This is a genomic window from Reyranella sp., assembly GCF_965229815.1.
In the GTDB taxonomy this organism is placed as follows: Bacteria; Pseudomonadota; Alphaproteobacteria; order Reyranellales; family Reyranellaceae; genus Reyranella.
In genome coordinates this window covers 631,593-655,434 of sequence record NZ_CBDDJN010000006.1, presented here as the reverse complement: position 1 = coordinate 655,434, position 23,842 = coordinate 631,593, and the positions used below count along the sequence as shown (strand labels likewise).

The window sequence follows — 23,842 nt, the reverse complement described above, 5'->3', positions numbered from 1 at the left end:
CTAGGACCCCCTGGTTGACTCGGGACCTCCACGGGCGTGGAGCTGGCATCAGATTAGGGCCGCTCCTCCCAGCCCAGCAAGCCCTTGCGGCGGTACAACCACGGATACTGGCGCACCATCTGGCGGGCGCGGGTTAGACGAAAGGCGAAGGCCGCGACCGCGAGCTGCACCACCCAGCCCAGCAGGAAGCCGCCGATCGACCACAGCTCGCCCTGAGCCAGCGCATAGTCGAGGAAGCGCAGCGCGGCGGAGAGGAGCGCGGTGTAGAACACCGCCTGCCCCCAAGACCGCCACGTCAGGGCGACGGCGTGGCCGGCGGCGAACGAGGCCGGCGCCACCAGCACCAGGTTGAACACCAGCACCATCGCCAGCGTGTCGCCGAACCACTCGGTCATGACGGTGTCGAGCGGGCTCATCCGTGGCCGCCCTCGAGATAGGCCGCCCGCACCTCCTCGTTGGCCAGCAGCTCGCGGCCGCTGCCGCTCAGCCGCACATGGCCGTTGACCAGGACGAAGCCGCGATCGGCCAGCCGCAGCGCGTGGAAGGCATTCTGCTCGACCAGGAAGATCGTCACCCCTTCCTCGCGCGCGATGCGGCCGATCACCTCGAAGATCTGGCGCACGATCAGCGGCGCCAGGCCGAGCGACGGCTCGTCGAGCAGCAGCAGGCGCGGCCGGCTCATGAGCGCGCGGCCGATCGCCAGCATCTGCTGCTCGCCGCCCGACAGCGTGCCGCCGCGCTGCTCGCGCCGCTCGGCCAGCCGCGGGAACATCGCGAACACGCGCTCGAGGTCGTGCTGGAAGTGCGCCGGGTCGCCAAGCGTGGCGCCCATCTGCAGGTTCTCGTACACGCTCATGCGGGGGAAGATTCGCCGCCCCTCCGGCACCTGGGCGACGCCCAGCCGCACGATCTCGTGGGTCGGCATCTGCGTGATGTCGGCGCCGTCGAACAGGATGCGGCCGGCGCGGGCGCGCGGGCTGCCGCAGATCGTCATCAGCAGGGTCGACTTGCCGGCACCGTTGGCCCCGATCAGCGTCACGATCTCGCCGCGGCCCACGGTGAGGTCGACGCCGTGCAGCGCCTGGATGGCGCCGTAGAAGGTCTCGACGCCCTGCACGGACAGCAGCGGCTCAGCCATGGCGCTCGATCCAAGCGGAAGACATTTGGTTCCCCGAACGAACGAGACAGGGGTCGATTCCCCCTCTCCCCACCTCTCCTCCTGGCGGGGGAGAGGCGCTCGAGTTCTTGCTCCTCTCCCCCGCCAGGGCAGGGCTGTCGCATGTGACTGCAAATCCCGTCATCCCGACCGGAGCCGAGCGTAGCGAGGCGGAGTGGAGGGACCTGTTTTGTCGGAGCACCAACAAGAAAGGTCCCTCGACTGCGCCGCCCTTCAGGCGGCTCCGCTCGGGATGACGGAGAAATCGATCAAATGCGATAGCCCTGCCCCCTAGCGGGGGAGAGGCGTTCGAGTTCTTGCTCCTCTCCCCCGCCAGGGGGAGAGGCGGGGAGAGGGGGTGACGCACGCCGGAGCCCCTCACCTGCCCTCTCCCCCTGCCGGGGGAGAGGAATCCGAAGAGTCGTCCGCGCCGAGATAGGCGCGGATCACGGCCGGGTCGTTGCGCACCACGTCGGGCGCGCCCTCGGCGATCTTGCGGCCGTAGTCGAGCACCACGACATGGTCGGAGATCCGCATCACGACGTTCATGTCGTGCTCGATCAGCAGCACGCCGATCCCGTCCCGGTCGCGGATCGACACCAGGAGCTGGTTGAGCTCGGCCGATTCGCGCGGGTTCAGCCCCGCCGCCGGCTCGTCGAGGCAGAGCAGCCGCGGGCCCGTGCACATGGCCCGGGCGATCTCGAGCCGACGCTGGGCGCCATAGGGCAGCTCTCCCGCCGGCCGGTCGGCCGCTTCCACCAGCCCGATCCGCTCCAGCCACAGGCGGGCCAGCGCCACCGCCTCCTTCTCGGCAACGGCGTAACGCCGGAGCCCGAGCAGGCCGAAGATGCTGTAGCCGGAGGCCAGCATCAGCTTGTTGTGCTGCGCCACCAGCAGGTTCTCCAGCACCGTCATCGCCGGGAACAGGCGGATGTTCTGGAAAGTCCGCGCGACGCGGGCGCGCTGTCCGACCTCGTGGCCGAGCATGCGCTCCAGCAGAAACTCGCGATCGCCGCGCAGCAGCAGGCGCCCCACGGTTGGCTTGTAGAAGCCGGTGATGCAGTTGAAGACCGTCGTCTTGCCGGCGCCGTTGGGTCCGATGATGGCGGTGATCTGGCGCGGCTGGGCGTGGAAGGAGACGTCGTCGACCGCCACCAGGCCGCCGAAGCGCATGGTGAGATGTTCGACCTCGATCAGGGGAGCGGCCGTGTTCATCCGCTGCCGCCGGAAGGCGCCGGATGCAGCCGGATCGACGGCTCGCGATGGCCGATCAGGCCGCGCGGCCGGAACACCATGATCAGCACCATGGCCAGCCCGAACGCCAGCATGCGGTAGTTGCCGAGCTCGCGGAACCATTCCGGCAGGCCGATCAGCAGCACTGCCGCCAGCACGACGCCGATCTGGCTGCCCATGCCGCCCAGCACGACGATGGCGAGGATGATGGCCGATTCGATGAAGGTGAAGCTCTCGGGGCTGATGAAGCGCTGCTTGGCGGCGAAGAAGGAGCCGGCGAAGCCGGCGAACATGGCGCCGACCGCGAAGGCGGTGAGCTTGGTGTTGGTCGGGTTGATGCCGAGCGCCTTGCACGCCGTCTCGTCCTCGCGCAGCGCCTCCCAGGCGCGGCCGACCGGGAGGCGGCGCATGCGCTGGGTGAAGAGGTTGGTGATCAGCGCCAGCAACAGGATGACGTAGTAGAGGAAGATCAGGCGATGGTTGCTGTCGAACGGGATGCCGAGCATCTGCGACACGGTCTGCTTGCCCTCGGGCGCGGTCTCGGAGAACACCGCGCCGAACAGGGTCGGTCCGGGGATCGAGCCGATGCCGGCCGGCCCGTTGGTGAGGTCGAACCAGTTCAGGATCACCAGCCGGATGATCTCGCCGAAGCCCAGGGTGACGATGGCGAGATAGTCGCCGCGCAGGCGCAGCACCGGGAAGCCGAGCAGGATGCCGAAGGTCGCCGACATCATGCCCGCGAGCGGCAACACGGCCCAGAAGCCCAGCCCCTGCTCCGTGCTGAGCAGCGCATAGGCATAGGCGCCGACGGCGTAGAAGGCGACGTAGCCGAGGTCGAGCAGGCCCGCCAGGCCGACCACGATGTTGAGGCCCCAGCCCAGCATGACGTAGGTCAGGATCAGCACGCCGAGGTCCATCGTCTTCTGGTCGGCGAGCGGCGAGAACGGCAGGCCGATCGCCACGACCAGCAGCACCCAGCCCAGCCAGCGGCCGCCGAGATCGCGTACCAGCTTGCCGCCGCTCGTGTGCCCGGCGGCGGAGACCGCCGCATCGGCCCACGGCCAAGCGGCGCGCACCAGCAGCAGCACGCCGCCCAGCGCCACGAACCAGTGCAGGAAGCCGGACGGCAGCCGCAGCGGCGAGACGCCGGCCGCCACCATCAGCGCGCCCAGCGCCAGCGCCGGCCAGCGCTGGCCCGCCGCGGCCAGCGACAGGCCGAGCCGGCCGAGGAAGATGATCGCCAGCGCGACGGCGAGGTCGACGAACTCGTAGTCGAAGGCGAGCCCGGTGCGCGAGCCCACATCGACGGTGCGGAAGCCGACGATGAAGATGCCGAGGGCGGCGGCGACGAAGGCCGTGAGCGCCGCGTCCTTCAGCATCCTCGGCAGGGCCTGCGCCATCGCCTCAGACCTTCTCGATCTCGGGCTTGCCGAGCAGGCCGGTCGGCCGGAAGATCAGCACCAGCACCAGGATGGCGAAGGCGGCGACGTCCTTGTACTCGCTCGAGAAGTAGGCGGCCCAGAAGACCTCGATCAGGCCGATCAGCAGCCCGCCCAGCATGGCGCCCGGCAGCGAGCCGATGCCGCCCAGCACGGCGGCGGTGAAGGCCTTGATGCCGACCAGGAAGCCGATGAAGAAGTCGATGACGCCGTAGTACATCAGGAACAGCATGCCGGCGACGGCGGCCAGCGCCGCGCCCAGCACGAAGGTCAGCGAGATGGTGCGGTCGACGTCGACGCCGAGCAGCGACGCCATCTTCATGTCCTGCTCGCAGGCGCGCTGTCGGCGTCCCAGCGGCGTCGCGGCGATCAGCCAGGTGAAGCCGGCCATCAGCACGACCGTCACGATCACGATGATGATCTGCAGCCAGCTCACCACCACGTCGAATCCGTCCGAGCTGAACAGGGTGAAGCCGCCCGACACGATCTGGCCGCCGGGCTTTGGCCGCGCGCCCTGCACGAGCTGGACGTAGTTCTGGAGGGCGATCGACACGCCGATCGCCGAGATCAGCGGCGCCAGCCGGAACGAGCCGCGCAATGGCCGGTAGGCGGCCCGTTCCACGGCCCAGCCGTAGACCGCGGAGAAGGCCATGGCGATCAGCAGCACCAGCACGATCGCCACCGGCGCCGAGGAGATGCCGAGCAGGCTGCAGATCATGAAGCCGATCAGGGAGATGAAGGCCCCGATCATGAACACTTCGCCGTGGGCGAAGTTGATCATGCCGATGATGCCGTAGACCATCGTGTAGCCGATGGCGATCAGCCCGTAGATGGCCCCCAGCGTGATGGCGTTTATGAGTTGTTGCGAAAAGTACGCCATTGCATTTGTTTTTCCCTGCTCCTTCGACCTACGACGCTTCCGCGCGCCAGCGCAAGCGAACTATCCACCATGGCGGCGTGAAACGGCCGGTGGACGCCCGAGGACCGGCGTGCAAGTCGCGGACCATGTCGGCGCGGCGAGCCCGCAGGGACACCGCGGCAGGCTGGATGCAACTCGCGATAGGGGATTGCGAATTTCCCGCATTTCGTGTGCGTCCTGCGTTGGCGAGGTCCGAAGAACTTCGTCGCCGACGAATTCAAACGACAAGCCCGGCTGCTGCCCCGACTCTTGCTATCGGCCATTTGAAGATGCCCCTTTAGAATATCTTCACTGTGGGTATGTACCGACGCAAATGATATGTTGGCGCGTTATGCAGGCCGGGCCGTGCAAACCGCCTGCTTGCTAGCGCTTATCTGACTGGCGACAGCCACACGCAGCGGACGCTGAGGGGTCGCATCCTAGGCAGACAGGCCGCGTCATCAAGCGACGCGTGTCGACAGGATAGCCCTGCAGATCACCAAGCCCGGCTCCGAACTCGACACCGATCGTTTCGCTTGCCGCTCTCATGACGGCTCCGCAGTGACCAGATCGTCGGTTTTCTTTGGAGCATTCGCCGTCGTCATGCAGCACCGGCGCGTGCTTGCGCGGAGTTGCCCATCGCCGACTTTCCCGACACTCTTCCCTCTGCCCGATCATGGAGACTGCGATGGTTGTTCGCGCGTTGACCGTCCTGGCGGCCGTCCTCGGTCTCCTCGGCTCGGCGTTCGCCCAGGCCCCGTCCAATGAGCCGCCGGTCACGCTGTTCGAGAACGTCCGCCTCTTCGACGGCAAGTCGGGCGCGTTGAGCGCGGCCACGAACGTCCTCGTCCGCGGCAACAACATCGAAAAGATCTCCAAGGATCCGATTCCAGTAGATGCCGGCACTGGCACCAGCGGAGGCACCCGCCGGATCGCGGGCGCCGGCCGCACGCTGATGCCCGGGCTCATCGACAATCACTGGCACGCCATGATGGTGCGGCCCTCCGTGGCGACCATGATGACCGGCGACGTCGGCTATCTCAACCTGCTGGCGGGCGCCGAGGCGACCAACACCTTGATGCGCGGCTTCACGACCGTGCGCGACGTGGGCGGGCCGGTGTTCGGACTGAAGCGCGCGATCGACGACGGCACCGTCGCGGGCCCGCGCATCTTCCCGTCCGGGGCGATCATCAGCATCACCAGCGGCCATGGCGACTTCCGGCAGCCGTTCGAGCTGCCGCGCACCGTCGGCGCGCCGCAGTCGCGCCAGGAGCAGCTCGGCGCCGCCATGATCGCCGACAGCCCGGACGAGGTCCGCGTGCGGGTGCGCGAGCAGCTCATGCTGGGCGCCTCGCAAATCAAGCTGACGGCGGGCGGCGGCGTTGCCTCGCCGCACAGCCCGCTCGACGTCTCCACCTTCACCGAGCCCGAGCTGCGCGCCGCCGTCGAAGCCGCCGGGAACTGGGGCACCTACGTCACGGTGCACGCCTACACGCCGGCGGCGATCCGGCGGGCCATCGACGCCGGCGTGAAGGTCATCGAGCACGGCCACCTGATGGACCAGCAGACCGCCGAGCTGATGGCCGAGAAAGGCATCTGGCTCAGCATGCAGGCGCTGCCCGACGAGCTGGCGGAGGCCTTTCCGCCGGGCTCGTTCGAGCGCATGAAGGCGCGCCAGGTGTTCGCCGGAACCGACCGGACCTACGAGCTGGCCAAGCGGCACAAAATCCGCACGGCGTGGGGCACCGACGTCCTGTTCTCAGGGCAGCTGGCGACGCGCCAGGGGGCGCTGCTGACCAAGCTGGTGCGCTGGTACACGCCGGCCGAGGTCCTGGTCATGGCGACCGGCACCAACGCCGAGCTGCTGGCGCTGTCCGGCCTGCGCAATCCCTACCCCGGCAAGCTCGGCGTGGTCGAGGAAGGGGCGCTGGCCGATCTCCTGCTGGTCGACGGCGATCCGATCGCCGACATCCGGCTGATCGAGCAGCCGGGGAAGAACTTCGTCGTCATCATGAAAGACGGCAAGATCTACAAGAACAGCCTGTGAGCCGCCGCCTCCTCCGGATCCTGCGACGTCTCCTGCTGGTGCTGGTCGTGATCGCGGCCACCCTGCTGGCCGTGCGCGCCTGGGATACGCAGCGCGGGCCGCCGCTCGAACCCTGGCACACCCATGTGCCCAAGGAGATGCGCGCGGCCGAGATCGACAAGGCCGACTGGGCCGACTACCTCGAGGCCGAGGAGGCGCTGTTCAAGGACGTGCGCCGCGAGGTCGTCGACAAGGTCGAGGCTTCGTCGCACGCGCTCGGCAACCGCTACTATGCCGGCAGCCCGATCTTTCCCGGCAGCTTCAAGCAGGATTTCAACCGCTCCTACATGCTCGAGCCGGAGGGCACGCCGGCCGGCGCCGTCGTGCTGCTGCACGGCCTGACCGATTCGCCCTACAGCCTGCGCCACGTCGGCCGGCGCTACCGCGAGCTGGGCTACGTCGTCGTGGCGATCCGCATGCCGGCGCACGGCACGGTGCCCGCGGGGCTGACCGACGTCGAGTGGGAGGACTGGGACGCCGCGACGCGCCTGGCCGTGCGCGAGGCGCGGCGGCGCGCGGGACCCGCGACGCCACTGCACATCGTGGGCTTCTCGAACGGCGGCGCGCTGGCGCTGAAGTATGCCCTCGACGCCCTCGAGGACCAGAAGCTGGCGCGGCCCGACCAGCTAATCCTGATCTCGCCCATGATTGGCATCACGAGCTTCGCGCGCTTCGTCGGCTTCGCCGCCCTGCCCGCCCTGCTGCCGGCCTTCGCCAAGGCGGCGTGGCTCGGCATCGTGCCGGAGTTCAACCCGTTCAAGTACAACTCGTTCCCGGTCAACGGCGCGCGCCAGACGCATCGCCTCACCGTGGCCCTGCAGGAGCGCATCGCCCGCCTGGGCCGCGCCGGCGGGCTCGACCGCCTGCCGCCGGTGCTCACCTTCCAGTCGGTCGTCGACTTCACGGTCAGCACGCCCGCGATCCTGTCGGCGCTCTATGCGCACCTACCGGCCAACGGCAGCGAGCTCGTGCTGTTCGACCTCAACCGCGCCGCCGTCGTCGGTCCGCTGTTGCGCAACGCGGCCGAAGCGGTTCTGACGCGCATCCTTCCCGATCCGCCGCGGCGCTTCCGCACCGTCGTCATCACCAACGCCGCGGCCGACGGCTACGAGGTCGTCGAGCAGGTGACCGAGGCCGGCGCCACGACGACGGAGACGCGGCCGCTGGCGATGGCCTTTCCGCCCGGCCTCTTCTCGCTGAGCCATGTCGCCCTGCCCTTCCCGATGGGCGATTCGCTCTACGGCATGCAGCCCGACAAGGCGGACGAGTTCTTCGGCGTCCATCTCGGCGCCATCGCCCCGCGCGGCGAGCGCGGCGTGCTGATCCTGAATCTCGACGCCCTGCTGCGCGCGTCGTCGAACCCGTTCTTCCCCTACCTGCTCGGGCGCATCGAGCAGGGAATAGGACCGGCACGGTAGAGGATGCCTGTTCGCCTGTTCATCGCGGGCCTCGTGCTGCTCGCGGCAGGCGTGGGCGCCCACGCCCAGGTGCCGCCGGGCCCGACGGGCCTCGCGGCCTACACCGGACTTCACAAGGCGGCGTGAGGGTGCGCCGACGACATCCGCAGCCTGGTCGCGGCCAACGCCGATCCCAACGCGCGCGACGCCGCCGGTCGCACGCCGTTTTCATGGCGGCGACATCAATGCGCTTGAGAACGACCGCTACGACATCAACACCATCGCAGCGGTCAAAGACGATGTCCGCCTGGTCGAGCTAGCTATCGAGCTCGGCGGCAATCCGCGGGCGGTCACCAGCCGCTACGACGGCACCGCCCTGATCGCCGCGGCGCACCTGGGACACGAAGGGGTGGCGAAGGCGCTCATCAAGGCCGGTGCGCCGCTCGACCACGTCAACAACCTGGGCTGGACGGCGCTGATCGGGGCGGTGGTGCTGGGCGACGGCGGCGAACGCCACGTCGCCACCGCCCGGGCGCTGGTGGCGGCGGGCGCCGACAAGACCATCGGCGACCGCAACGGCATCACCTCGCTCCAGCACGCGCGGCGGCGGCAGTACCGCGCCATGGTCGAGGCGCTCGATATACAGTCCCCGCGATCGGCTACGCCCGATCCTGCAGCCCGTCCTCGACGTAGAACCGCAGCACGGCGATGCGGCCGACGGCGACCAGCGGCGCGGCGAGCGCCATGCCGATGGCGCCGAACATTGCGCCGAAGACGACGATGGCGAACAGCGTCCACGCCGGCGCCACGTCGACCGCCCCCTTGTGGATCAGCGGGGCGATCACGAAACCCTCGATGGTCTGGATCGTGAAGTAGACGATCATGACCCAGGCCAGCAGCGGCAGCCCGAGCGGCATCGCCACCAGCGCCACCGGGAAGGCGGCGATCAGCGGACCGAGATAGGGGATGAAGTTGGCGATCCCCGCCTGCAGCCCGAGCAGGCCGGCGCCCGGCACGCCGAGCAGATGCAGGGCGACGGCGAGCATCACCGCCACCACCGCGCTGCGCACGAGCTGCCCGAGCAGCCAGCCGCGCAGCACCCGGCACATCTCGTCGAGCACGCTGCGGAAGCGCGGGCGCGCGCCGGGCGGCACGAGCTTCAGCAGCCCCTCGCGGTAGCCGGCGGGATTGCCGGCGAAGAACAGGCCGAGGCACAGAATGACAATGACGTTGATCAGCGCCGCATAAGCGCCGCTCACGGCGTGGTGGACATGGCCAAACAGGCGCCCGGGATCGGCGATCAGGTGCGACAGGTCCTGCCGGCCGCCCGGCCCGAACAGGTCGATGTCGAAGGCCGCCAGGTGGCTCTCGAGCACGCCGAGCTGGGTATCCATCACCCGCACGAGGTTGCGAACCTGGGCCGGTGCGCGATCGACGCCCCAGGCGATCGCCAGGGCCGCGAGGCAGCCGAAGACGAGCACGACCAAGCCGAAGCGCCAGGGCCGCGGCAGCGGAACGGTGCGGGCGAGGCCGCGCGTGCAGGCGTCGAGCAGCACGCCAAAGAGGACGCCGGCGAACAGCAGCAGCAGGCTCGCCGCGAAATACCACGAGAAGGCCAGCGCGCAGACGACCGCGAGCACGGTCAGCGCCAGCGCAAGCGGCACGCCGAGCACGCTTCGGCGGACCGATCCGCCAGGTTCGTTCTGCTGCTTGCCTGTCGTCATTGGACCTGCCGCACCGCTGCACCATGATAGCCCGGCTTTGAGGCTGTCGCGACGAGTCGAGCGACAGGCCGGACATGAGCATCGAAGACACCGGCCCGGAAGCGCGCCGGCACGTCGCCGAGGTCTTTCACCTCAACTGGCTGTGGCTCGTCCTGCTGGGTGCCGTGCTGGTCGTTGCCGGGGCGGTGGCGATCGCGGTGCCGGCACTGTCCGCCATCCCAGCCAACAATGTGCTGGGCAGCGTGCTCGTCGTGAGCGGCGGGCTCCATACCATGCAGGCCGCCAAGATACTGTATTGGACGGGCTTCATCTGGCATCTGATGCTGGGCGCGCTGGCCGTCGCCGGCGGCGCCCTGATCCATCTCGATCCCTTTGCCGGCATCGTCACCATCACGATCCTGATCGCAATCCTGTTCGCGGTCCACGGGGCGACGCAGATCGTCTTGGCCTGGAAGGTCCGGCAGCAGGCCAGATGTACTGGCTCGTCACGTCGGGCAGCGTCGCCCTGATCGTCAGCATCCTCCTGGTGATGAAGCTGCCCTACGGCCATTCGTTCACGCCCGCGACCCTTGCCGGTATCTCGCTCGTGTTCGCCGGCTGGGCCTACGTCGCCATGGCGCTCGGCGCGCGCGGAGGTGAAGCACCGTCCTGAGCCGACCGCCCGCGCACCGCAGCAATGCATGGCAGTGCAACCGGGCTGAGCGTTTCCGATGCTGAGCTCCCTCTACCGGACCACGGAGGGGGCCATGGTCGTTTCCGATGCACAATCCGCAATCGCCCCCTCGAGAGAAGCGCGAGCGGCTGTCGCGTGCGGCGACGTTTGCTCTCTCGAGGAGCAGAGCAGGACATCGACCGGACGTTGGCGCCCCCGCGCCGCTGATGGCCCAAGTCATCGTCGCAGCGCCGGCTCGCCTCGACGTTCGCCACATTCTCTCCCGGCTGTCCGACGTTGCCGGCGACGCCGTTGCGCATCACCGTGCCGCCCGCGGATCATGCCTGACCTTCTCGCGCGCCGGTCATCCGGTCATACACGGGGAGGAGCGAAACAGACCTGTTCGGCCGGCTTGAACTTTGGCGCCAAACGTCGGTTAGTGCGCCCATGACCACCCCCTCCTACGACGTCATCGTCATCGGCGCCGGTCCGGCCGGGCTTTCCGCCGCCACGGAAGCCGCCAAGGCCGGCCTCAGGACCCTCTGCCTCGACAAGCTCGCGCCGGGCGGCGCGCTGATCAACCTGACGGCGCTGCACGACTATCCCGGCGGCGCCGACGGGCCGACCGTCTCGGCCGAGCTCGCCGAGGCCGCGACCGACGCGGGCGTCGAGCTGGGCTTCGGCGAGGTCGTGACGGTGGCGGGCGGCGAGCCGTGGAGGGTCGACACCGCCGAGGGCGAGCATCACACCGCCCGCGCCATCGTGGTGGCGACCGGCCTCGCCAAGGGCAAACTCGGCCTGCCCGAGGAGGAAGCATTCGAGGGGCGCGGCCTCTCGCATTGCGCCTCGTGCGACGGACCGCTCTATGCCGGCGAGCCCGTGGTGGTGGCGGGCGCCGCCGGATGGGCGCCCCACGAGGCCGTCGAACTCAAGGGGTTCGTCGGCGAGGTCACGATGGTGGCGGAAGCGCCCGCGCGCGTGCCCGACGGCATCGGCCTGATCGCCGGCCGCATTGTCGGACTGGAAGGCAGCGACGGGTTGCAGTCGGTCGTGGTCGAGAGTGGCGGCATGCGAAAGAGCATTCCGGCCCGCGCGGTGTTCGTCTACGAGGGCCAGTCTCCCGCTGCGGAATTCCTGCCGGATTCGCTTGCACGCGACGCCACCGGGCATATCGTGGTCGACGATGGGGGCCGCGCCTCGGCGCCGGCGGCATTCGCCGCGGGCGACGTTCGCGCCGGCGCCCGATCCCATCTGGCCGACGCCATCGCTGACGGCCAGCGCGCGGGTGAAGCCGTCGTGAAGGCGCTGAAAGGTGTCACCCCGAGCGCAGCGAGGGGCCTTTGAGCCTTCGGGAAAGGTCCCTCGCTGCGCTCGGGATGACAGCGGGTTCGAAATTCAGAAGGAGATAACTCCATGCGAATCGTCAATCCCTCGTTTGGCCTCTCGGCCACCACCCAGGAGAAGCTGGCGCTGAAGCCGGTGAACTGGATGACCGACGCGATCGCGCTGGTCTCGAACTCCAAGCCGAACGCGCGCGAGCTGCTGGCCGGCATCCGCGAGAAGCTGGGCGCCACCCGCGCCATCGACAATATCGACTTCCTGTCGAAGAACAGCGCCAGCCAGCCCGCCCCCGCCGACGTGCTCGAGAAGGTGGCGGCGAACTACCGGGGAGCGCTGCTCGCCATAGCCGATTGAGGGAGCTGTTCTTCGTGGAGTTTCCACGACAGCATCGAACTCGAGAAGCGCGGCATCACGGCCTACGTGATCGCCACCGAGACGTTCAAGCCGCTGGTCCTGGCCCAGGCCAAGGCCCGCAAGGTCGAACCGCGGCTGATCGTCGTGAAGCATCCCATCGGCGGGCTGAATGCCGACGAACTGCGCGAGCGCATCGAAGCGGCAACCAGGGGACTGGCCGAAGCCACGGGTAAGAAGTGATGAAGGACATCGCCGAGCAGGAAGTGATCGACGTCGGCGACATGGACGTCGAGGCCTTCAACGACTTCGCCGCCGAGCAGGGCTGGAGCGACGGCATGCCGCTCTACGTCCCCACCGAGGAGAAGGTGGCGACCTTCGTCGACACGGTGCGCGGCGACAACCGGCCGATCCCGCCGGTCCCGCCGCGCCAGGTCGTGCCGACGCTGCAGAGCCTTGCGGCCAACGCCGTCATGGCCGGCTGCAAGGCCGAGTACTTCCCGGTCGTCGCGGCGGCGATGCGCGGCGTGCTCGACCCCGAGTACAATCTCCACGGCACGCTGGCGACCACGCATTCCTGCGCGCCGATGGTGATGGTGAGCGGGCCGATCCGCCACAAGCTCGGCATCAACTGCGGCTCCAACTGCTTCGGCCAGGGCTGGCGGCCCAACGCCACGATCGGCCGCGCGCTGGGGCTGATGCTGCTCAACATCGCCGGCGCCAAGCCGGGCGAGATGGACCGCTCCACCCAGGGCAACCCGGCCAAGTACACGTTCTGCTTCGGCGAGAACGAGGAAGAGAATCCCTGGACGCCCTACCACGTGCAGCGCGGCTTCGCGCCCAACGACAGCGTGGTGACGGTGATGTCGGGCGAGGGCCCGCACAATCTCAACGACCATGGCAGCACCACCGGCGACGGGCTGCTGACGACCTTCGCGGGCTCGATGTCGACGCCGGGCGCCAACACGATCTACGGCAAGGGACCGATGATGGTGGTGATCGGGCCCGAGCACGCCGCGACCCTGAAGCGCGACGGCTACACGATCGATTCGATCCGCCAGGAACTGTTCCGGCGCGCCCGCGTCCATGCCTCGCGCATCTCGCAGGAGAACCAGGACACCTACATCAGCACCGGCCACAAGCCGGACGGCGACTGGTTCACCATCGGCCGCTCGCCCGACGACATCCACATCACCGTCGCCGGCGGCCCGGGCAAGCATTCGGCCTTCATCCCGTCGTTCGGCGGCACCTCGGTGTCGTGCGTGCGGATCGCCGGCTGAGCGCCGGCCCATGACGGACTGGTGCGGCTGGCCGGTCGTCGAGGAGGCGACGGGCTGGGAGAACGCCCAGCAGATCCTGGCCGACGCCGAGCTGTCGGATGGCCTGCCGCTGGTGCCCCCGACCCGGCGCCGGCTCGAAGCCATGGTCGCGGGCCTCGCCGACCGCACGCAATCGCACGGGATGATGCCCCCGCTGTTCGGCGACCTCACGCCAGAGACCGTGGCCTACCAGTGCGTCATCGCCGGATGTCTCCCGGCCGAGCTGCCGGTCGTGCTCGCCGCGGCCGTGGCCACGCTCGAGGCCGAGTTCAACCTGCTGGGAATCGCCACCACCACCGGCACGGCCTGCGTGGCGCTCTGCGTCCACGGCCCGGTCGCCCGCCGGCTCGGCCTCAACGCCGGCACCAACTGCCTGGGGCCGGGCAACCGGGCCAATGCCTGCATCGGCCGGGCGCTGGCCCTCTGCCTGCGCAACATCGGCGGCGCGCGCGCCGAGGTGGGCGACATGGCGACCATGGGCCAGCCCGGCAAGTACACGTTCTGCTTCGCCGAGCGCGACGATGGTCCCTTCCCCACCCTCGCCGCCCGCCGCGGCCTCGGCCCGGCGGCGAGCGCCGTCACCGTGCTCGGCCTGTCGGGAACCGCCGAGGTCCTGCCCGACGACGGCGAGGGTGCGACACCGGAGGCCATCCTGGCGCCGATCGCCGAGGGCATGCGGGCGGCCATCGTGATGTCGAGCGTCCATCGCAAGAACGAGCGCGGCGAGCAGGTCTTCCTGCTGCCGCTCGAGATGGCCGAGAAGATCGTCCGCCACGACGGCTGGGATCTCGCCCGCGTGCAGCGCTACCTGTTCGACCAGGGTCAGGCCGTCGGCGGCATCGCCCGCGCCCCCGACGCCATCCATCCCATCCTGACCGGCGGCGCCGGGGTCAAGATGACCTACCTGCCGGTCTGGGGCGGCGGCTCGGAGACGGTGACGCGGGCGGTCTGACGCCTGCCACCTGCAGCCCATGACCCGTCCGGCCCCGCGGGCACCTCCCGGGCTTCGCTGGGGAGGAAGTGACCATTGCCATCAACGGGCGGGCAGCGACCTGAGCTGGTCGGTCAGCTGGTCGGCGAAGACGACGCCCGTCGGACTCACCGGCACGCCGGCCACGCGCAGACCTTCGGCGGTCCAGGTGTTGCAGGTGTAGCTCGAACTGTATGTCCCGGTCGCAGCGAAGAAGATGCTCCCGGGCGCGGGTCCCGCCGCGAGGCGCCGTGTCGTGTCGTCGCCCGACTTTTCGAACGCCATCCACAGATAGTCCGACAGCCGGGCGACTCCGGCGGTCGAAAGGCCGAGCTCGAACACCTGCGCATGGGGCCGCGTATCCCGCGGCGGCCGGTCGAGCGGGCTCACCAGCAGCACCGCCGGTCCGGGAAACAGCGCGCTCATGGCATCGCCGAGCGTGGGCGCGCGCATCATGTAGTAGTTGCGCTCGCCCCAGCCGAACGCGAGGTAGCGGGCCCCCGGGAAGTCGGGCGTGACGCGCCGCAGGGGATCGGGGATGGCGTCGACCGGAAGGGCGATCTCGGTGTGCCAGCCGGCGGCAATTGCGTAGATCGTGACGTCGCCGCCGGGCATCGCCTCCTGGTAGGTCGGCGCCGATGCCGAGGTGCAGCCCGCCACGGGCAGCATGGCGCCCGCGGCCAGACCGCCGCGCAGCAGCGCGCGCCGCGTGCCGGCCTTATGCAGGGTCGTCACCGAGATCGACACTGCTCGCCATTGCAGCCGTATCCTCCAATCCTGGAAGCGTACGGTCGCCACTAGCCATCTTCAATCAAGCCGTGCTCGCCCAGGGATTTGACACGCGAGCCCGCGGCCCCCGCCCCCTCCGCAGAGCGTGAGGGCGGGCGATCTTGCTTCCCTCCCTGCGCGTCGGCGCGGGGAGGTGCCCGCGAAGCGGGCGGCGGGATGCCGACGGCGTGCGGCGCCCCGTCGGGCTTCTGCCTCTCGATCTACTGAGCGGGCTTCCAGCCCGGCGGGCACGACGAGCCGGCGACCTTGCTCACGGACCCGTCGGTGTCGACGCAATCGATCAGGTCCGACGTCGCCGACACGGGAACCACGGCGGCCGGAGCGGCTCCGCCGGCCGTCGGCGTGGCCGGCTGGGCCGGAGCCGTCGGCGTGGGCGTGACTGTCTGGACCGGGACCGGCACGACGGCGCCGCAGCGCTGCTCGGCCAGGGTCGCCAGGTACTGCTGCCGCGACTGAAGCGCCGTGACTTCCTTGCCGGCCGCATTCTGGAAGTCCATCGCGAACCAAAGCGGCCAGATCACCAGGCCGGCGACGCCGGCAGCGACGTTCTGGGCGACCTTGTTGCCCTCCTCCTTGCCGAGCTCGGACAACTTCTCCGTGTTGGACTTCACTTCCGCATTGATCGCGGCACAGTCCAAATAGCGGTCCTGTGGTTGCACAACGGCAACGGGAGCCGGTGCTCGACCGGCGCAGGCACCTACGAAAAAAGCAATGAAAATCAGCGCGATGGCGCGCATCTCCCCCTCCCCCAAGGTTCCCTTCGTTCAATCTAGAGGTTGTATCACCTTGTGCGCAACTAAACTTTCGGGTTTGCCCGCTGAAGTTGAGCGGAGGCTCCATGGCGTCGAACATCGTGGCCGATAGCGCGGTCGACCCGACAACCTCATACACATCCTGGCAACCGAACCCTCATCCGCCGGTCATCGGCGTGACATGTGACGGGACCAGATGGGCTTCCGGCTTTTCCCCGTTCGCCGGAGGTCGCGATGTCCCGTGCCGTCAACCGCCGTTCCTTCACCCTGGGCGCCGCCGCGCTGGCGGCGCCCGCGATCCTGCCGCGCGCCGCGCTCGCCAGTGACGTGAAGATCGACTTCGTCCACCTGTTCTCCGGCGCCGAGCATCCGGTGCAGAAGGTGATCAAGGCGTTCAACGACAAGGGCACCGGGGTCACCGTGGTCAGCCGCCAGGACGGCACGACCTACGAATCGATCACCCAGAAGGCGATGTCGTCGATCGCCGCCGGCCGCGGCCCGGCGCTGATGACGACCGGCTGGAAGCTGGGCGACTTCGCCAAGAAGACGCTGGGCGCCCAGGATTTCCGCCAGATCTTCGGACAAGAGCGCACCGATGCGCTGCTGGCGAAGTTCCGCCCCGCCGTGCGGCCGCTGGCCTCGATCGGCGGCGTGCCGATCGGCCTGCCCTGGTCGATGAGCACGCCGGTGCTCTACATCAACCAGGCGCTCTGGACCCAGGCCGGCCTCGATCCGAAGGCCGAGCCGAAGACGGTCGAGGAACTCTATCCCATGGTGCGCCAGCTCCAGGAGAAGACCGGCAAGCAGGGCCTCTGCTACGAGGTCAACGAGTGGCTGCCCCAGGCCTTCATCCAGAATGCCGGCGGCGACGTCATCGACGCCGACGGCAAGCCGGTCATGGACAGCGCCGCGGCGGTGAAGGGCATCGAGGCCTTCGTGCAGCCGCGCCGCGACGGCTTCTGGCGCGTCATGACCATCCCCGAGATGCTGGCCGCCTTCCAGGCCGGCGCGATCGGCGTCATGGCCTCCTCCTCGGGCCGGCAGTCCGGCGTGCGCCAGGCCGTTTCCTTCGACCTGCGCCTCGCCCAGATGCCGGGCCTCGCCGGCCATCCGCGGCGCATGAACTCCGGCGGCAACTTCCTGGCCGTCTATTCGAAGAACAAAGAGCAGCAGGACGGCGCCTACAAGTTCATGGAGTTCGTCTCCAGCAAGGAAGGCTTCGAGATCTGGCTGGCGACGGGCTACCTCAACGTCACCACCAACGACATCCCGGTGAAGCCGGGCAACGAGGCGGCGCATGCGCAGCTCGAAGGCGGCCTCACCAGCGAGACGATCTGGCCGGGCAGCCGCGGGCTCGAGGCGCTGACCGTGCACATCGACTGGATCACCAGGATCGTGAACGGCGCGGTGCCGGTCGCCGAGGGCCTGCGCAGCGACCGCGAGGCGGTCTCCAAGCTGATCGTCGCATGATGCCAGCGTGGCGGCGCATCGCGGCGTCGCCCTGGCTGTTCGCCGGGCCCGCGGTTGCCGCCGCCACGGTCTTCGTCTGGCTGCCGATGGGCGCGACGCTGGTCCTGTCGTTCTTCGACTGGAGCCTGCTGCGCCAGGAGGCGACCTGGCGCGGCCTCAACCACTATCGCGGCACGCTGGCCAATCCCGACTTCCACCTCGCCCTCGGCAACACCGGCCTCTATCTCGCCGCGCTGGTGCCCCTGCAGGTCGGCGTGCCGCTGGCGCTGGCCTTCGCGCTGGTGCGGGTGCGCGGCGGTTTCCTCGCCCGCCTCTACCGCACCGTCCTGTTCGCGCCGTCGGTCCTGTCGTTTCCCGTCGCCGCGGTCGTGTGGCTGTGGCTGTTCAATCCGACGGTCGGCTACCTCAACACGCTGGCGGGAACGCTGGGCGTGGCGCCGCAGCGCTGGCTGAGCGACCCCGACCTCGCTCTGTGGAGCGTGGTCGCCGTCGCCTTCTGGAAGAGCTTCGGGCTCAACCTGCTGATCTTCCTCGCAGCACTCGCCAACGTGCCCAACGACGTCACGGAGGCGGCGCGCATCGACGGCGCCGGCCCGTGGCGACAGGCGTTCGACATCGAGCTGCCGCTGATCTCGCCGGCCCTGTTCTTCGCCGCGGTCACCACCTTCATCGTCGTGCTGGACGAGATCGTGGGCGCGGTCGACGTGCTGACCGAGGGCGGCCCCTACCGTACCTCGAGCAACCTCCTCTACTTCCTCTACGAGCGCGGCTTCCGGCACTTCCAGTTCGGCGAGGCCGCCGCCGTGGCGGTGGTGATCGCCGCCATCGTGGCCGGCATCACCTGGGCGCAGTTCCGGTTCGGCGAGCGGCATGTCCACTACGACTGACACTCTTCTGGAGCGCGGACCTCCAGGTCCGCATCGAGCTTCCCGAGCGGACCTGGAGGTCCGCGCTCCGACGCGCCTGCGGCTCAACCGCCAGCTCGCGCTGCACCTCGTCTTCCTGCTGGCCTGCGCGGCGACGCTGTTCCCGCTGCTCTGGATGCTGCGCACGGCGCTGGCGCCGCCGCAGGACGTGTTCCGCTCCACCCTGTCGCTGTGGCCCGACAACCCGACCCTGGGCAACTTCGCCGCCGCCTTCCGGCTGCATCCGGTGGGGACCTGGTTCGTGAACTCGGTCGTGGTTGCCGGCGCAATCGCGGCCGGCAAGCTCATCCTCGCCCTGCCGGCGGCCTTCGCCTTCGCGGTGATGCGCTTTCGCGGCCGCGAGGCGGCCTTTGCCCTGCTGGTCGGGACGCTGACGGTGCCCTACGTCATCACCCTGCTGCCGACCTACGTGGCGGTCGCGGGCCTCGGCTTCTACGACACGCTGGGCGGCGTCATCGTGCCCACGATCGGCCATTGCGGCTTCGTCGTCTTCTTCCTGCGGCAGGCCTTCAAGGCGCTGCCGCGCGAACTGTTCGAGGCGGCCCGCATCGATGGCGCCGGCCCGTGGCGGCAACTCCTCACCATCGCCCTGCCCAATGTCTGGGGCGCCGTGGCGGCGATGGGTGTGCTGTCCTGGCTCAGCGCCTGGAACCTCTACCTCTGGCCGCACCTGATCCTGGACGCGACCGAGCACAAGACCCTGGCGATCGGGCTGAAGCTGTTCGCCACGACGGGCGAGCAGGGCGGCGAATGGGGACCGTTGATGGCCACCGCCTTCCTGGCCGCCCTCCCCGTCCTCGTTCTCTACCTGCTGGCCCAGCGCCAGCTCGTGTCAGCCTTCGCGACGTCGGGGATACGGTAGTCCCGTCACCCCTCCGAGAAGCGGCTCTTCTGCTCCGCCTCGGCCGCGACGCGGCGGCGGGCGCGGGCGTCGGCGAGCGCGCGGGCGGCGCGGGCCGAGCGCACGTCCGTCGGGCGGCGCTCGGCGGGACGATCCTTGCGTCCCGAGGCGAGGGCCCGCTCGACATCGACGCGCGGCGTACGGGCGGTCCAGAAGGGCAAGGTGCGCTTGGTACCGAACATCAGATCCTCCATCCGATCCATTGGCAGAGGCCGCGACCCATGACGCTCTCGAGATCGGCGCCTTTCAGCCACGGCATCTCTTCCGTGAACATGGTGATTCCCTGTCGGTAGGTACAAGGCAAACGTGACCAGTCCGTTCCCCAGAACGTCCGATCGGGGCCGAATGAGTCGAAAACGCGGCGAATGTAGGGATGCACGGAACGGTAGGGCCATGACTTGTCCGCCGCATAGCAGGGCATCGCCGAGACCTTGGCCGCAACGTTGGGACGCTTCGCGAGGGCGAGCACGTTGTCGAGGGTCGCGAAGTTGTCGGCCTCGCTCACCTCCTTGCCGCTCTTCAGGCCAAGATGGTCGAGCACGAGGCGCAAACCGGGGTAGCGCTCGGCGATGCGGTCGGCGAGGTGCATGTACTCGTGATGGAACAGGACCATGGCCGGGATGCCGGCCTTCTCCATCTCGCCCCACACCCAGTCGAAGCGTCCGTCGAGCAGCGGCTGGCGCAGGATCCCGGTGTGAAAGGTGAAGCGCATGCCGAGCATGCCCGTCCGGTCCTTCCAGCCGGCGATCTGCCCGCGCGCGCCGGTCGCCTCGGGATCGAAGCGGCCCATGACGCAGAAGCGCTCGGGATGGGCGGCTGCAGCCGCGAGCGCGAGGTCATTGCGGTCTCCCTCCCACGAGGGCGGCACCAGGACCGCACCGGCGATGCCGGCCCTGTCCATCTCGGCCAGCAGCTCGTCCTTGCCGAGCGGCGCACGATGCGGCTCGGCGCGCGCCGGCCATGGCCGCTCGGGCGTGTTGGCGCCCCAGATGTGCACCTGGGCGTCGACGATCTTCATTTCTTCCTCCCTTGCAGACGCGCGACCGCGGCGCGACCCGCCATGACGAACAGCCAGGTGACGATCGCCCAGGCGACGGCGAAGCCCAGCGCCAGCTCGACGCTCCAGAACGGCAGCGCCTCGCCGCGCAACCGCTGGACGATCAGCAGCACCGCCACGAACAGCATCGGCGCCGCGAGGCCGGCCCGGCGGCCGAACAGCCAGTCGACCAGCAGCGCGGCGACCGCACCGCACAGGCCGCCCCACAGGGAAGCGGCGACATCGAACGGCACGACGACGTGCTGGACCGGCGGCCCCGCTCCTGCCGCCGGAAGCGATGTCTGCGGGTCGAGCCCGTAGCGGACGAACAGCCACAGCATCGCCTGCGTCACGACCACCATGGAAAGCGTGCCGGCGACGAAGCCGATGGCGGCCGCCCCTGCCCAGCGCATCGAGGGAGCTACCGCCAGCCGTAGGCGCGCCGCATCAGGGCGGCGATCACGCCCATGCCCAGTCCCCACAGGGCATAGACCAGCGGCACCACGACGACGCCCGGCAGGCGGAAACCGCCGCCCATGGGCAGGCCCTTGATCGGCAGCACGACGAACCAGTTCACCAGGGTGACGATCACGGCGGCGAACAGGATCCAGCCCAGGATGGCGGCGCCGCCCTTCATGTTGCGCAGCAGGAAGGCGCCCAGGATGCCCCACAGCCCGCCCCAGAAGGCCGACGACACGATGGCCGGCACGCCGAGGGGCGGCACGGGCCGCAGGCTGTAGAGGGCGGCGCGCGTCAGGCCGAGTTCGTTGGTGAACCAGAAGCCGGCCTGGTGGAAAACCAGGACGGACAGCGCGCCGGCGACGAAGCCGACGATGATGGTCTTCGAGATGGTGCTCATGCCCCTCTTCCTCCCGATGGCCGGCGGTCGCGCCAGGGTCGCGCCTGCTCGAGCTGACCCGCCAGCGAGAACAGCGTCTCCTCGGCGCCAAAGCGGGCGACGAACTGGAGGCCGATCGGCAGGCCGTCGTCGGTCCAGGCGAGCGGCACCGACATGGCCGGCACGCCCGCCACGTTGCACACCGAGGTGAAGGCGACCAGCGACGCCATAGCCTGCTGGAACTGCTCGGCCGGATCGCTCATGCGCACCGTGCCGAGCGGCAGTGACACGCAGCCCAGCGTCGGTGACAGCAGCACGTCGAAGCGCTCGAAAAAGGTGCCGAGCTGCCGTCCCGTGCGGTGGAAGGTCTGGACCGCGCGGATGTAGTCGTGGGCGGTGACGGCGCGTCCCTGCTCGGCGGCGGCCAGCGTCACCGGCTCGAGGTCGCCATTGCCCGGCACGCGACCGTTGGCGCGGAGCTGGATGTTGGTGAAGGTGTTGGCGGCCATGACCGTGCCCAGCGCCTGGCCTGCTGCGGTGGCATCGTAGTCTGGCGCCGCCTCCTCCACCGAATGGCCGAGCTCCTCCAGCAGCGCCGCCGTCTGTTCGACGGCGCCGACGAGCACGGGATCGAGCGGCTGGCCGCCGACCGGCTGGCGCAGGAAGGCCACCCGCAGCCTGCCCGGCGGACGCAACCTCGCCGCCAGGAACGAGCCGGCGGGCGGCGCGGTGTAGGGATCGCCGGGCTCGCTGCCGGCCAGGGCATCGAGCAGCGCCGCGCTGTCGCGGACCGAGATCGACACGCAGTGCTGGGCCCCGGCACCGGCCAGTGTCTCGCCGATCGGCGCCAGGCTCACCCGGCCCCGCGAGGGCTTGAACCCGAACAGGCCGCACAGCGCTGCAGGGATTCGGATCGAGCCGCCGCCGTCGGTGGCATGCGCCATCGGCAGGCCGCGCGCCGCCACGACGGCGGCCGAACCGCCGGACGAGCCGCCGGACGACAGTCCCTCGCGCCACGGATTGAGCGTGGGGCCGCCGAAGGCGGGCTCGGTGGTGGGCGCGAGCCCGAACTCGCTGGTGTTGGTGCGGCCGACGATGACCAGGCCCGACCGGCGCATCCGGGAGACCGCGGCGCTGTCGGCGGCGGCCACCGGCTCGTGCGCGAAGAAGCGCGAGCCGACGGTGGTCGGCGTGCCGGCGCAGTCGGCCATAAGCTGCTTCACCAGGAACGGCACGCCCTGGAACGGCCCGTCGCCGGCCCCGGCGATCGACCGTTCAAGCAGGTCGCCCTCGTAGAAATCGGTGATCGCATTCAGCGATTTGTTCAGCGTGCGCAGCCGCGCCAGCGTGGCGTCCACAAGCTCGCGCACGCCCACCCTGCCGGTCCGCACAAGCCGGCCGACAGCGAGCGCGTCGTAGGTTTCGAAAAGATCTTCCACCTCAGTTCCGCCAGCGCGCGAGATTGGCCGCGACGAAGGCGTCGTCGTTCAGCTCGGGATAGGTCGCGTAGAGCCTGTCGATGCCGTCGCTCTGACCCGGGCTCAGCGTCTCGTGCGGATCGAGGCACTCGATCGAGGTCATCAGCCCCTGGCGGCGCAGAATCTCGTGGCAGCCCGGGATGCAGCCGGCGAAGTCATGCTCGACGTCGAACACGACCGCGTTGCAGTCGGTGACGAAGGAATCGAGCGCCAGCGTCTCGGGCGGGATGGCGCCCGCCTTCACCGACAGCTTGAGCTTCTCCAGCAGGCCGACGGCGCCGCGCGTCCACACGCTCCAGTGCCCGAGCAGCCCGCCCTGGAAGCGCAGCGTCACCTCGCGGTTGCCGGTGCGCACCACGAGGGGCGTCAGCAGGTCGGCGACGATATGGTCGTCGTTGCCGGTGTAGAGGGTGACGCGGTCCTCGGCCTGGGCCTCGACGATGCCGACCGCGACGTCGAGGGTGCGGTAGCGGTTGAACGGCGCCACCTTGATCGCCACGACATTGTCGATCGCCGCAAAGCGCGCCCAGAAGGCGCGGCTGAGCGGGATGCCGCCCACCGCCGTCTGCAGGTAGAAGCCGACCAGCGGCATCTCGCGGGCGACCGACGTGCAGTGCTCGATCAGCTCGTCCTCGCTGGCGCCCTTCAGCGCCGCCAGCGACAGCAGCACGGCGTGGTAGCCGAGCGACCGCGCCGTGCGCGCCTCCTCGACGGCCTGGGGCGTGCGGCCCACGGCGCCCGCGATCATGACCAGCGGCCGGTCGGTCCAGTCGCGCGCCGTCTCGATGGCGAGCTCAAGCACCGGTCGGTAGAGCCCGACCTCGCGGATCGCGAACTGTGTGGAATGGACGCCGACCGCCAGCCCGCCGGAGCCCGCATCGACATAGTAGCGGCTGATCGCGCGCTGCGACTGCCGGTCGAACTTGCGGTCGGCATCGAGCGCCAGCGGATGTGCGGGGATCACCGAGCCCTGCCGCAGGAGGGAGAGGACCGGCGCCGGCAGGTCGCGCCAATGAAGGGAGGAGGTCATGCGGTCATCCTAGCATCGCGAAGCGCCGACCGGTCAGCCGCCATTGTCACCCCGAG

The 23,842-nt window shown here is 69.5% G+C and carries 26 protein-coding genes and 1 pseudogene; 13 read left to right on the top strand and 14 right to left on the bottom strand.

Going from position 1 to position 23,842, the window contains the following annotated elements; all coding sequences use genetic code 11:
* Positions 1-53: 53 nt before the first annotated feature.
* The 5 genes from ACO073_RS14520 to ACO073_RS14500 all read right to left on the bottom strand — a co-directional run bounded on the left by ACO073_RS14520 (position 54) and on the right by ACO073_RS14500 (position 4,708).
* Positions 54-416: a DUF6867 family protein gene (locus ACO073_RS14520; RefSeq protein WP_421998269.1), complete on the bottom strand. Its 363-nt coding sequence runs from the start codon at positions 414-416 to the stop codon at positions 54-56.
* The gene (locus tag ACO073_RS14515) at positions 413-1,138 is read right to left on the bottom strand and encodes an ABC transporter ATP-binding protein (RefSeq protein ID WP_421998267.1); all 726 of its coding nucleotides are present in this window, start codon (positions 1,136-1,138) and stop codon (positions 413-415) included. Before ACO073_RS14515 ends, ACO073_RS14520 begins: the two co-directional genes overlap by 4 nt.
* A 396-nt stretch (positions 1,139-1,534) precedes the next feature.
* Positions 1,535-2,371, bottom strand: coding sequence for an ABC transporter ATP-binding protein (locus ACO073_RS14510; RefSeq protein ID WP_421998266.1), 837 nt, complete (start codon positions 2,369-2,371; stop codon positions 1,535-1,537).
* On the bottom strand, positions 2,368-3,789 hold the full coding sequence (livM, locus tag ACO073_RS14505) for a high-affinity branched-chain amino acid ABC transporter permease LivM (protein ID WP_421998265.1): 1,422 nt from the start codon (positions 3,787-3,789) through the stop codon (positions 2,368-2,370). Before livM ends, ACO073_RS14510 begins: the two co-directional genes overlap by 4 nt.
* A 4-nt stretch (positions 3,790-3,793) precedes the next feature.
* Positions 3,794-4,708 (bottom strand): ABC transporter permease subunit, encoded by a 915-nt coding sequence (locus ACO073_RS14500; protein ID WP_421998264.1) that lies wholly within the window; start codon positions 4,706-4,708, stop codon positions 3,794-3,796.
* Positions 4,709-5,414: 706 nt separating this feature from the next.
* On the opposite strand from ACO073_RS14500, the gene ACO073_RS14495 reads away from it, so the two are divergent.
* The 4 genes and pseudogenes from ACO073_RS14495 to ACO073_RS14480 form a co-directional block, all read left to right on the top strand.
* Positions 5,415-6,773, top strand: a complete 1,359-nt coding sequence (locus ACO073_RS14495; RefSeq protein ID WP_421998263.1) for an amidohydrolase family protein — start codon at positions 5,415-5,417, stop codon at positions 6,771-6,773.
* On the top strand, positions 6,770-8,230 hold the full coding sequence (locus ACO073_RS14490; RefSeq protein WP_421998261.1) for an alpha/beta hydrolase: 1,461 nt from the start codon (positions 6,770-6,772) through the stop codon (positions 8,228-8,230). Before ACO073_RS14495 ends, ACO073_RS14490 begins: the two co-directional genes overlap by 4 nt.
* A gap of 3 nt (positions 8,231-8,233) precedes the next feature.
* The gene (locus ACO073_RS14485; RefSeq protein ID WP_421998260.1) at positions 8,234-8,356 is read left to right on the top strand and encodes a hypothetical protein; all 123 of its coding nucleotides are present in this window, start codon (positions 8,234-8,236) and stop codon (positions 8,354-8,356) included.
* Positions 8,357-8,399: 43 nt separating this feature from the next.
* Positions 8,400-8,714, top strand: a pseudogene (locus ACO073_RS14480) (ankyrin repeat domain-containing protein); the annotation flags it as partial.
* Positions 8,715-8,868: 154 nt separating this feature from the next.
* Here ACO073_RS14480 and ACO073_RS14475 read toward each other — a convergent pair.
* Positions 8,869-9,933, bottom strand: coding sequence for an AI-2E family transporter (locus ACO073_RS14475; RefSeq protein WP_421998259.1), 1,065 nt, complete (start codon positions 9,931-9,933; stop codon positions 8,869-8,871).
* A gap of 74 nt (positions 9,934-10,007) precedes the next feature.
* On the opposite strand from ACO073_RS14475, the gene ACO073_RS14470 reads away from it, so the two are divergent.
* The 6 genes from ACO073_RS14470 (at position 10,008) to ACO073_RS14445 (ending at position 14,548) form a co-directional block, all read left to right on the top strand.
* The gene (locus ACO073_RS14470) at positions 10,008-10,442 is read left to right on the top strand and encodes a DUF308 domain-containing protein (protein WP_421998258.1); all 435 of its coding nucleotides are present in this window, start codon (positions 10,008-10,010) and stop codon (positions 10,440-10,442) included.
* Entirely contained in the window at positions 10,406-10,585 is a 180-nt protein-coding gene (locus ACO073_RS14465) for a hypothetical protein (protein ID WP_421998257.1), read from the top strand. Before ACO073_RS14470 ends, ACO073_RS14465 begins: the two co-directional genes overlap by 37 nt.
* A 447-nt stretch (positions 10,586-11,032) precedes the next feature.
* Positions 11,033-11,929, top strand: a complete 897-nt coding sequence (locus ACO073_RS14460; protein WP_421998255.1) for an NAD(P)/FAD-dependent oxidoreductase — start codon at positions 11,033-11,035, stop codon at positions 11,927-11,929.
* Positions 11,930-11,998: 69 nt separating this feature from the next.
* Positions 11,999-12,520 carry a UGSC family (seleno)protein gene (locus ACO073_RS14455; RefSeq protein WP_421998253.1) on the top strand — a complete coding sequence of 174 codons (522 nt, stop codon included), beginning with the start codon at positions 11,999-12,001 and terminating at the stop codon, positions 12,518-12,520.
* Positions 12,520-13,557 carry a hypothetical protein gene (locus ACO073_RS14450; RefSeq protein ID WP_421998251.1) on the top strand — a complete coding sequence of 346 codons (1,038 nt, stop codon included), beginning with the start codon at positions 12,520-12,522 and terminating at the stop codon, positions 13,555-13,557. Before ACO073_RS14455 ends, ACO073_RS14450 begins: the two co-directional genes overlap by 1 nt.
* 10 nt (positions 13,558-13,567) lie before the next feature.
* Complete coding sequence (locus ACO073_RS14445; RefSeq protein WP_421998249.1) at positions 13,568-14,548, top strand: hypothetical protein; 981 nt, start codon at positions 13,568-13,570, stop codon at positions 14,546-14,548.
* A gap of 81 nt (positions 14,549-14,629) precedes the next feature.
* On the opposite strand, the gene ACO073_RS14440 is transcribed toward ACO073_RS14445, so the two are convergent.
* Positions 14,630-15,301 (bottom strand): DUF2459 domain-containing protein, encoded by a 672-nt coding sequence (locus tag ACO073_RS14440; RefSeq protein WP_421998247.1) that lies wholly within the window; start codon positions 15,299-15,301, stop codon positions 14,630-14,632.
* 254 nt (positions 15,302-15,555) lie between these two features.
* Positions 15,556-15,966 carry a hypothetical protein gene (locus tag ACO073_RS14435; RefSeq protein ID WP_421998245.1) on the bottom strand — a complete coding sequence of 137 codons (411 nt, stop codon included), beginning with the start codon at positions 15,964-15,966 and terminating at the stop codon, positions 15,556-15,558.
* 375 nt (positions 15,967-16,341) lie between these two features.
* Between ACO073_RS14435 and ACO073_RS14430 the strand changes: the two genes are divergently transcribed.
* The 3 genes from ACO073_RS14430 to ACO073_RS14420 are packed head-to-tail and all read left to right on the top strand — an operon-like array spanning position 16,342 to position 19,365.
* Positions 16,342-17,577, top strand: a complete 1,236-nt coding sequence (locus ACO073_RS14430) for an extracellular solute-binding protein (protein ID WP_421998243.1) — start codon at positions 16,342-16,344, stop codon at positions 17,575-17,577.
* A complete protein-coding gene (locus ACO073_RS14425; protein ID WP_421998241.1) occupies positions 17,574-18,464 on the top strand; it encodes a carbohydrate ABC transporter permease in 891 nt (296 codons plus the stop codon). The genes ACO073_RS14430 and ACO073_RS14425 overlap by 4 nt, the downstream gene beginning before the upstream one ends.
* Positions 18,448-19,365 carry a carbohydrate ABC transporter permease gene (locus tag ACO073_RS14420; RefSeq protein WP_421998239.1) on the top strand — a complete coding sequence of 306 codons (918 nt, stop codon included), beginning with the start codon at positions 18,448-18,450 and terminating at the stop codon, positions 19,363-19,365. The genes ACO073_RS14425 and ACO073_RS14420 overlap by 17 nt, the downstream gene beginning before the upstream one ends.
* A gap of 5 nt (positions 19,366-19,370) precedes the next feature.
* Here the strand turns inward: ACO073_RS14420 and ACO073_RS14415 are convergent, their stop codons facing one another.
* From ACO073_RS14415 to ACO073_RS14390, 6 genes are read right to left on the bottom strand one after another with little or no spacing between them, the layout of a single operon-like run.
* Positions 19,371-19,586: a hypothetical protein gene (locus ACO073_RS14415; RefSeq protein ID WP_421998237.1), complete on the bottom strand. Its 216-nt coding sequence runs from the start codon at positions 19,584-19,586 to the stop codon at positions 19,371-19,373.
* Positions 19,586-20,422 (bottom strand): amidohydrolase family protein, encoded by an 837-nt coding sequence (locus ACO073_RS14410; protein ID WP_421998235.1) that lies wholly within the window; start codon positions 20,420-20,422, stop codon positions 19,586-19,588. Before ACO073_RS14410 ends, ACO073_RS14415 begins: the two co-directional genes overlap by 1 nt.
* A complete protein-coding gene (locus tag ACO073_RS14405) occupies positions 20,419-20,853 on the bottom strand; it encodes a hypothetical protein (protein WP_421998233.1) in 435 nt (144 codons plus the stop codon). The genes ACO073_RS14410 and ACO073_RS14405 overlap by 4 nt, the downstream gene beginning before the upstream one ends.
* Before the next feature lie 8 nt (positions 20,854-20,861).
* Entirely contained in the window at positions 20,862-21,299 is a 438-nt protein-coding gene (locus ACO073_RS14400) for a hypothetical protein (protein WP_421998231.1), read from the bottom strand.
* A complete protein-coding gene (locus ACO073_RS14395; RefSeq protein WP_421998229.1) occupies positions 21,296-22,717 on the bottom strand; it encodes an amidase in 1,422 nt (473 codons plus the stop codon). Before ACO073_RS14395 ends, ACO073_RS14400 begins: the two co-directional genes overlap by 4 nt.
* 1 nt (position 22,718) lies before the next feature.
* A complete protein-coding gene (locus ACO073_RS14390; RefSeq protein ID WP_421998227.1) occupies positions 22,719-23,786 on the bottom strand; it encodes a dihydrodipicolinate synthase family protein in 1,068 nt (355 codons plus the stop codon).
* Between the last annotated feature and the right edge of the window lie 56 nt (positions 23,787-23,842).

Bases quoted from the DNA above. Each gene is read 5' to 3' on its own strand.
- ACO073_RS14520 (WP_421998269.1), bottom strand. From the start codon at position 416: ATGAGCCCGCTCGACACCGTCATGACCGAGTGGTTCGGCGACACGCTG.
- ACO073_RS14515 (WP_421998267.1), bottom strand. From the start codon at position 1,138: ATGGCTGAGCCGCTGCTGTCCGTGCAGGGCGTCGAGACCTTCTACGGC.
- ACO073_RS14510 (WP_421998266.1), bottom strand. From the start codon at position 2,371: ATGAACACGGCCGCTCCCCTGATCGAGGTCGAACATCTCACCATGCGC.
- livM (WP_421998265.1), bottom strand. From the start codon at position 3,789: ATGGCGCAGGCCCTGCCGAGGATGCTGAAGGACGCGGCGCTCACGGCC.
- ACO073_RS14500 (WP_421998264.1), bottom strand. From the start codon at position 4,708: ATGGCGTACTTTTCGCAACAACTCATAAACGCCATCACGCTGGGGGCC.
- ACO073_RS14495 (WP_421998263.1), top strand. From the start codon at position 5,415: ATGGTTGTTCGCGCGTTGACCGTCCTGGCGGCCGTCCTCGGTCTCCTC.
- ACO073_RS14485 (WP_421998260.1), top strand. From the start codon at position 8,234: ATGCCTGTTCGCCTGTTCATCGCGGGCCTCGTGCTGCTCGCGGCAGGC.
- ACO073_RS14475 (WP_421998259.1), bottom strand. From the start codon at position 9,933: ATGACGACAGGCAAGCAGCAGAACGAACCTGGCGGATCGGTCCGCCGA.
- ACO073_RS14470 (WP_421998258.1), top strand. From the start codon at position 10,008: ATGAGCATCGAAGACACCGGCCCGGAAGCGCGCCGGCACGTCGCCGAG.
- ACO073_RS14465 (WP_421998257.1), top strand. From the start codon at position 10,406: ATGTACTGGCTCGTCACGTCGGGCAGCGTCGCCCTGATCGTCAGCATC.
- ACO073_RS14460 (WP_421998255.1), top strand. From the start codon at position 11,033: ATGACCACCCCCTCCTACGACGTCATCGTCATCGGCGCCGGTCCGGCC.
- ACO073_RS14450 (WP_421998251.1), top strand. From the start codon at position 12,520: ATGAAGGACATCGCCGAGCAGGAAGTGATCGACGTCGGCGACATGGAC.
- ACO073_RS14445 (WP_421998249.1), top strand. From the start codon at position 13,568: ATGACGGACTGGTGCGGCTGGCCGGTCGTCGAGGAGGCGACGGGCTGG.
- ACO073_RS14430 (WP_421998243.1), top strand. From the start codon at position 16,342: ATGTCCCGTGCCGTCAACCGCCGTTCCTTCACCCTGGGCGCCGCCGCG.
- ACO073_RS14425 (WP_421998241.1), top strand. From the start codon at position 17,574: ATGATGCCAGCGTGGCGGCGCATCGCGGCGTCGCCCTGGCTGTTCGCC.
- ACO073_RS14420 (WP_421998239.1), top strand. From the start codon at position 18,448: ATGTCCACTACGACTGACACTCTTCTGGAGCGCGGACCTCCAGGTCCG.
- ACO073_RS14415 (WP_421998237.1), bottom strand. From the start codon at position 19,586: ATGTTCGGTACCAAGCGCACCTTGCCCTTCTGGACCGCCCGTACGCCG.
- ACO073_RS14410 (WP_421998235.1), bottom strand. From the start codon at position 20,422: ATGAAGATCGTCGACGCCCAGGTGCACATCTGGGGCGCCAACACGCCC.
- ACO073_RS14405 (WP_421998233.1), bottom strand. From the start codon at position 20,853: ATGCGCTGGGCAGGGGCGGCCGCCATCGGCTTCGTCGCCGGCACGCTT.
- ACO073_RS14400 (WP_421998231.1), bottom strand. From the start codon at position 21,299: ATGAGCACCATCTCGAAGACCATCATCGTCGGCTTCGTCGCCGGCGCG.
- ACO073_RS14390 (WP_421998227.1), bottom strand. From the start codon at position 23,786: ATGACCTCCTCCCTTCATTGGCGCGACCTGCCGGCGCCGGTCCTCTCC.